The sequence below is a fragment of the Nonomuraea sp. NPDC003201 genome, from assembly GCF_053590415.1.
Window position 1 is genome coordinate 21849 of record NZ_JBSFTC010000136.1, and the last position, 7117, is coordinate 28965.

Annotated in this window: 6 protein-coding genes; 4 read left to right on the forward strand and 2 right to left on the reverse strand. The window is 72.5% G+C overall.

Features of this window, described 5'->3' with window-relative positions:
• Position 1: 1 nt before the first annotated feature.
• Both ACWDX9_RS35480 and ACWDX9_RS35485 read right to left on the reverse strand, forming a co-directional pair.
• The gene (locus tag ACWDX9_RS35480; protein ID WP_449961835.1) at positions 2-1582 is read right to left on the reverse strand and encodes a hydantoinase/oxoprolinase N-terminal domain-containing protein; all 1581 of its coding nucleotides are present in this window, start codon (positions 1580-1582) and stop codon (positions 2-4) included.
• The gene (locus tag ACWDX9_RS35485) at positions 1575-2645 is read right to left on the reverse strand and encodes a DUF917 domain-containing protein (protein ID WP_449961838.1); all 1071 of its coding nucleotides are present in this window, start codon (positions 2643-2645) and stop codon (positions 1575-1577) included. Before ACWDX9_RS35485 ends, ACWDX9_RS35480 begins: the two co-directional genes overlap by 8 nt.
• A 106-nt stretch (positions 2646-2751) precedes the next feature.
• Here ACWDX9_RS35485 and ACWDX9_RS35490 point away from each other — a divergent pair, with 106 nt between their 5' ends.
• The 4 genes from ACWDX9_RS35490 to ACWDX9_RS35505 form a co-directional block, all read left to right on the forward strand.
• Complete coding sequence (locus tag ACWDX9_RS35490; RefSeq protein ID WP_355199435.1) at positions 2752-3186, forward strand: RpiB/LacA/LacB family sugar-phosphate isomerase; 435 nt, start codon at positions 2752-2754, stop codon at positions 3184-3186.
• 15 nt (positions 3187-3201) lie between these two features.
• Positions 3202-3426 carry a hypothetical protein gene (locus tag ACWDX9_RS35495; RefSeq protein WP_387582138.1) on the forward strand — a complete coding sequence of 75 codons (225 nt, stop codon included), beginning with the start codon at positions 3202-3204 and terminating at the stop codon, positions 3424-3426.
• Positions 3427-3586: 160 nt separating this feature from the next.
• A complete protein-coding gene (locus tag ACWDX9_RS35500; RefSeq protein WP_449961842.1) occupies positions 3587-4750 on the forward strand; it encodes an amidohydrolase in 1164 nt (387 codons plus the stop codon).
• A 27-nt stretch (positions 4751-4777) separates the two neighbouring features.
• The coding region (locus tag ACWDX9_RS35505) for a Tex family protein (RefSeq protein WP_449961845.1) at positions 4778-7117 on the forward strand (2340 nt) is incomplete at its 3' end.

Genomic DNA, 7117 nt, shown 5'->3' on the forward strand with positions numbered 1-7117 from the left:
GTCACCGGGCGAGTGGTCCGGCTGCTTTGACGTGTACCCGCACGGCGGGCTCGGAGAGGTAGCTCAGCGGCACCTCGAGAAGGTCCACGATCTCTACGCCGGAGGGCTCCGCCCCCGCCGCGACGGCTCGCGCCGCCGCCTCCTCTTTGGCCCTTTCGATCGCTTTTGACCGGCTATCTCCCGCAGGCAAGATCGTATCCACTCTGCCACTCGCGAGTGCGATGGCGGCGCCCACGGCGTTGGCCACTTCGGCGTGCTCGGGGCGGACGACCCGGCTCGCGCCGGGGATGGCGTCGGGCAGCAGGAAGGCCCCGCCACCCACCGCGACCAGGGGTCTGTCCGTCTTGCCGAGCGCCATCCGGTCCACCGCGTCGATGATCATCTCGTCCGCGACGGCCACCGCTCTTTGCAGGGTGTCTGCCATTCTTTCCGACATGTCACCCGAGTCGCGCGCCCGGACGGCGGCCTCGAGGCGCTCGCGCCACCCGGCCGCCTCGTCCGGGGTCCGGCCCGCCGCCACGGCCGCGTCGGTCATCGTCACCGTGGAGCCGCCGAACACGAGCGCCTCCTCGACGATCCGGTAACCCACCGAGTCGGGGCCGATGCCCGGATTGCGGACGACCGTGCCGCCGCCGAGCGCGATGGCCAGGATGTCGGGCATGCGGAAGTTGGTCAGCACCCCGCCGATCTCGACCGCCGCCGCGGACTCCCTCGGGAAGCCGCCGGCCAGCACGCCGAGATCGGTGGAGGTGCCGCCGACGTCCACCACGATCGCGTCCGCGACCCCCGACAGGTACGCGGCGCCGCGCAGGGAGTTCGCCGGACCCGAGCCGATCGTCGAGACCGGCAGCCGGGCGGCGTGCTCCAGCGTCATGAGCGTGCCGTCGTTCTGCGCCAGGTACGGCTTCGCGCCCAGGCCCCGTTCGGCCAGCGCGGTGACCAGGGCCTCGGTCACGTGGGCGGCGACGCCGTACAGGGCGGCGTTGAGCACGGTGGCGTTCTCGCGCTCCAGCAGCCCGAGCGAGCCGATCTCGTGGCTCACCGAGACCGGCAGGCCGTACTCGGCCTTGATCAGCTCCTCGACGACGCGCTCGTGATCGCCGCTGGCCGGGCTGAACACGCCGGTGACCGCCACGGCGTCGGCCTCCAGGCCGTCCAGGAAGCGGCGCACGGCGTCGAGCCCCGGCGGGCCGATCTCGCGGCCGTCCACGTAGTGGCCGCCGGGCACGATGGCCTCCCCCGCCGAGACGGCCGCGCGAAGGTCGCCGGGCCAGCCGGACAGCGGCGGGACGGAGGTGGTGGCGGGCGCGCCGAGCCGCAGCACGGCGACGCGGCCGAGGTTGCGCCGCTCGAGGAGGGCGTTGGTCGCGTGCGTGGTGCCGAGCATGACCCGGCCGATCCGCGTTCGGCCCTCGTCCTCGCCGAGCTCGCCGAGGACCGCGTCCAGGGCGGCCCGCAGCCCTTCCGTCACGTCGGGGGTGGTCGGGCGCTTGGCCTTGGCGATCACCCGGCCGTCGGCGTCGAGCACCACCGCGTCCGTGTTCGTGCCGCCGACGTCGATCCCCACCCGCAGGTCAGCCATGCGCCGTCAGCTCCTCGACGGGAACGTAGTCCAGGTCGTATCCGAACGCCCGGGGCCCGGCCGTCTCCAGGCCCTTGGGGGTGCGCCAGAGCGGGTCGCACGGCCAGGCGAGCACCGTGACGCGCTGGCCGTACCTGAGCCCCTCGGTCTGGACGGCGGCGGCCGTCTCGGTGTCCACGACGGTGATGAGGTCGGGCACGATGGCCCGCACCCGGCCGTCCTCCAGGGCGACCAGGTTCTCGTTCTGCAGCTCCAGGGTGAGGCGGCGGCCCCGGTCCTCGCCGGTGCCCTCGATCGTGGCCGTCCCCCGGACGAACCCGCCCGTGGTGCGCCGCTCCACGTCCGTCAGCTTGCCGGTGATCAGCCGGGCGGCGCCCAGGCTCCCCTGGAGCGCGCCGAGCGGGTCCGCCGCGCCCTCCGTGGCCCTGCCGATCCCGATGGCGCGGGTCACCGTGCCCTCGATGACCGCGCCTCTGGCCCGTGCGGTGGTGAGCACGTAGTCGGCCATCAGCGCGGACGAGCCCGCGGCCACGCAGACCGCCCTGGCCAGCCGTTCCGACCAGAGGCCGTCTACCGGGCGGATGGTCACCACGTTGCCGATGATGTCCGACATGATCACCAGGTCGGCCGGCAGCCCCGCCACGTACATCGACACCATCTGGACCTCGGGGAACGCCCGCCCCATGCCGTCGGCGTCGAGCAGCGGCAGGCCGAGCCGGGCGGCCCAGGCGACGGGCGCGACCCCGTTGGAGCCGCCGATCTCGGAGGACATGATCGCGCTCGGCGAACGGCCGAAGAGGCGTTCGATCTCCTCGGCGATGCGCTTGGGCTCGTCCGCGCTGTGGATCATCTCGTGGCTCACGGTCGGAGCCCCGATGCCCGACAGCGGCACGATCAGCGCGTCGTCGTCCAGCTCGTCCAGGCCGATCAGCGGGACCTCGCCGTACTCGCGGACGGCCCCGATCGCCGCCAGCGATCCGGTACGCACGTCACCACCGCCGCCGGTGCCCAGGACGGCGCACCCACGGGCGAGCGCCGGAATGTCGCTCTCGTCAATATTCATATGGCGACACAACCAAGCACACTTCATCTCATTTAGCCAGTCCAGGGCATGTGCTGGCGTCTACGCCGCGGCCCTTGATACACCTGAGGTCGGAACGGGAGGGCACATGCGGATTTCGGTGGCCGCCGACAGCAAGGACGGGGTGGCCGAGCGGGTCGTGTCGGAGCTGCGCAGGCGGGGGCACGAGGTGGTCACCCACGGCGCGCTCAGCGAGGAGGAGCGCGACGACTGGGCGTGGGCCTCCGAGCTGGCCGCGCGCGACGTGCGCGAGGGGCGGGCCGACCAGGCGGTGGTCTGCTGCTGGACCGGCACGGGCGCCTCGATCGCGGCGAACAAGGTGCCCGGGATCCGCGCGGCGCTGTGCGTGGACGCCTACACCGCCGACGGGGCCAGGAAGTGGAACGACGCCAACGTGCTGGCGCTCAGCCTGCGGCTCACGTCCGAGGTGGTGCTCGACGAGATCCTCGACGCCTGGCTGGCGGGGCGGCCGAGCGCCGAGTCCGCCGACGTGGCGAACATCTCCCACCTGGACGAGATCTGACTAACCTGTATAGGCATGCCGAACTTACACTGTACGCACTGCGGTGAGGAGGGGCTCGAGGCCGGGTTCATCCGAGACTCGGGCGAGAACTCTCCGGGCTTCGCCAGATGGGTCGAGGGCGCGCTGGAGCGCGGGATCTTCGGCGGCGCCAAGCTGATGGGCCGGCCGAAGTGGGAGATCGACGCCTACCGCTGCCGATACTGCTACCACCTGGAGCTTTTCGCGGCCCGCCGCGACTGAGCACGACCGTCCGCGGCGCTTTTCGCGGCCCGCCGCGACCGTTCGCGGCCGAAAAACGGTGAGGGTCTTTCGCGGGCCGCCGCCCCGAGAACGTGACCAGTCGCGGCCGATCCCGGCCGGGAGGCGGAAATCGTCGGCGCCGCCGTTTAGGGTGCTTGCCATGACCGACGTGCTGCTCCGCGGCGGGCACCCCTGGGGGCGCGACGCCCCCGCCGACATCCTCGTCCGCGACGGCCGGATCCACCTCGTCGCCCCGGGCGTCGAGGCGCCGGGCGCCCGGATCGTGGACATCGCCGGGCAGCTCGTGCTGCCCGGTCTCGTCGAGGCGCACTGTCACCTCGACAAGACCCTCTACGGCGGCCCGTGGGTCCCCCACTCGGCCGACGACACGCTGGCCGGGCGCATCGGAAACGACCTCGGCCGCCGCGCGGAGCTGGGCGTGCCGAGCGCCGAGCGGATCGGCGCGCTGCTGGCGCGCATGAGCGCGGCGGGCACAGCCCACGTCCGCACCCACACCGACATCGACCCCCAGGTGGGGCTGCGGGGTGTGGAGGCCGTGCTCGAAGCGGCCGCCTCCTCCCCCGTCGACGTTCGGCAGGTGGCCTTCCCCCAGCACGGCGTGCTGATCAACCCCGGCACGGCCGAGCTGCTCGAAGAGGCGCTGAAGAGCGGCGTGGAGGCGGTCGGCGGGCTCGACCCGGCGGGCATCGACCGCGACCCCGTACGCCACCTCGACCTGGTCTTCGGCCTGGCCGAGCGCTACGGCGCCCACCTCGACCTCCATCTGCACGACGGCGGGTCGCTCGGCGGGTGGGAGCTCGAGCTCATCACCGAGCGCACCCGGGCGCTGGGGCTGGGCGGCCGGGTGACGGTCAGCCACGCGTACGCGCTCGGCCAGCTCGACGACGCCTACCAGGACCGCCTGGTCCAGGGGTTCGCCGAGGCGGGCGTCGCCATCGCGACCGCGGCCGTCTACAGCTTCCCCGTGCCGCCGATCAAGAAGCTGCGGGCCGCGGGCGTCACCGTCGCCTGCGGCCACGACGGCATCCGCGACCTGTGGGGGCCCTACGGCAGCGGCGACATGCTGGAGCGGGCGATGCACGTCGCCTACCGCAGCACGTTCCGCAGGGACGAGGACATCGAGCTGGCGCTGGAGGCCGCCACCTACGGCGGCGCCCGCGCGCTCGGGCTGGAGTCGTACGGCCTGTCCCCGGGCGACCGGGCAGACCTGGTCGTGGTGCCGTGCGGGGGCGCGGCGGAGGCCGTGGTCGTTCACCCTGCGCGCACTCTGGTCATGAAAGACGGCGTCGTCCTGCACAATTGACCGGCGGGACCATCGAAAGGCAGGCAAGTGCTCTCTATTCACCAGCGGATCGCGGCAGAGCTGGGCGTACGCGACGGCCAGGTGCAGGCGGCCGTCGAGCTGCTCGACGGCGGCGCCACCGTGCCGTTCATCGCGCGATACCGCAAGGAGGTCACCGGCACCCTCGACGACGCGCAGCTGCGCACGCTCGAAGAGCGCCTGCGCTACCTGCGCGAGCTGGAGGAGCGGCGGGCGGCGATCCTTGAGTCGATCGAGTCTCAGGGCAAGCTCGACGACGAGCTGCGCGAGCAGATCATGGCGGCCGAGACCAAGGCCCGGCTCGAGGACATCTATCTGCCGTACAAGCCCAAGCGGCGCACCAAGGCGCAGATCGCGCGCGAGCTCGGCCTGGAGCCGCTGGCCGACCAGCTGCTCGGCGACCCGACGCTCGACCCCGCCGCCACGGCCGAGGGCTTCGTCACCGAGGGTGTGGCCGACGCGGGCGCGGCGCTGGAGGGGGCCAGGGCGATCCTGATCGAGCGGTTCGCCGAGGACGCCGACCTGATCGGCGGCCTGCGCGAGCAGCTCTGGAGCCGCGGGCAGCTCGTGTCGAAGGTCCGCGAGGGCAAGGAGGAGGCGGGGGCCAAGTTCTCCGACTACTTCGAGTTCGGCGAGCCGTTCACGAAGCTGCCCTCGCACCGGATCCTGGCGATGTTCAGGGGTGAGAAGGAGGAGGTGCTGTCGGTCGCGCTGGAGCCGGACGACAGCCCCGAATACGAGATGCGCATCGCGTCCCGGTTCGGCGTCTCCGACCAGGGTCGGCCGGCCGACAAGTGGCTGGGCGAGACCGTGCGCTGGGCCTGGCGCACCCGCATCCTCGTGCACCTCGGCATCGACCTGCGGATGCGGCTGTGGCAGGCGGCCGAGGACGAGGCGGTGCGGGTCTTCGCGACCAACCTGCGCGACCTGCTGCTCGCCGCCCCCGCCGGGAGCCGGGCGACCATGGGCCTCGACCCCGGTCTGCGTACGGGGGTCAAGGTCGCCGTGGTCGACGCCACGGGCAAGGTCGTCGAGACCGCGACCATCTACCCCCACGAGCCCAAGCGGCAGTGGGACCAGTCGCTGGCCGTCCTGGGCGCGCTCGCGCAGCGCCACGGGGTCGAGCTGATCGCCATCGGCAACGGCACCGCCTCCCGCGAGACCGACAAGCTGGCCGGTGACCTGGTCAAGCACATGCCGTCGATCACCAAGATCGTCGTCTCCGAGGCCGGGGCCTCGGTCTACTCGGCCTCGCCGTACGCGTCGCAGGAGCTGCCCGAGCTCGACGTGTCCCTGCGCGGCGCGGTCTCGATCGCCCGCCGGCTCCAGGACCCGCTGGCCGAGCTGGTCAAGATCGACCCCAAGTCCATCGGCGTCGGCCAATATCAGCACGACCTGGCCGAGTCCAAGCTCTCCCGCTCGCTCGACGCGGTGGTCGAAGACTGCGTCAACGCCGTCGGGGTCGACGTCAACACCGCCTCGGCGCCCCTGCTGACGCGCGTGTCCGGCATCGGCTCCACGCTCGCCGAGAGCATCGTCCGCCACCGCGACTCCAACGGCCCCTTCCGTACGCGCGCCGCGCTCAAGCAGGTGCCCCGGCTCGGGCCCAAGGCGTTCGAGCAGTGCGCGGGCTTCCTGCGCATCCGCGAGGGCGACGACCCGCTCGACGTGTCGAGCGTGCACCCGGAGGCCTACCCGGTGGTCCGCCGGATCCTCACCTCGGCCAAGACCGACCTCAAGTCGCTGATCGGCAACACCGCGGCCCTGCGCTCGATGAAGCCCGAGACCTTCACCGACGAGACGTTCGGTCTGCCGACGGTCACCGACATCCTGCGCGAGCTGGAGAAGCCCGGCCGCGACCCGCGACCCGCCTTCAAGACCGCCGTCTTCAAGGAGGGCGTCGAGAAGCTCTCCGACCTGTCCTCGGGGATGATCCTGGAGGGCGTGGTCACCAACGTCGCCGCCTTCGGCGCCTTCGTGGACATCGGCGTCCACCAGGACGGCCTGGTCCACGTCTCGGCCATGTCGCGAAACTTCGTCAAGGACCCGCGTGACGTGGCCAAGCCAGGCGACATCGTCCGCGTCAAGGTCCTCGACGTCGACATCCCCCGCAAGCGCATCTCCCTGACCCTGCGCCTGGACGACGAGACCCCCGCCCAGTCACCGGGCGACGGCTCCCGCCGAGGCGGCGGCCGCGGAGAGGGCAACCGCGGTGACGGGGGTCGCGGCGAGGGCGGCCGCAGAGACGGCGCACGCGGTGACGGTGCACGTGGCGACGGCGGGCGCGGCGACGGGAAGGGCAACGGCGGCCAGCGCGACCGCACCCAGGGCCGCGGCGACGAGCTGCGC

Excerpts from the sequence above, each read along its gene's own strand:
- ACWDX9_RS35495 (WP_387582138.1), top strand. The coding sequence starts at position 3,202 with ATGCCGAACTTACACTGTACGCACTGCGGTGAGGAGGGGCTCGAGGCC.
- ACWDX9_RS35490 (WP_355199435.1), top strand. The coding sequence starts at position 2,752 with ATGCGGATTTCGGTGGCCGCCGACAGCAAGGACGGGGTGGCCGAGCGG.
- ACWDX9_RS35485 (WP_449961838.1), bottom strand. The coding sequence starts at position 2,645 with ATGAATATTGACGAGAGCGACATTCCGGCGCTCGCCCGTGGGTGCGCC.
- ACWDX9_RS35480 (WP_449961835.1), bottom strand. The coding sequence starts at position 1,582 with ATGGCTGACCTGCGGGTGGGGATCGACGTCGGCGGCACGAACACGGAC.
- ACWDX9_RS35500 (WP_449961842.1), top strand. The coding sequence starts at position 3,587 with ATGACCGACGTGCTGCTCCGCGGCGGGCACCCCTGGGGGCGCGACGCC.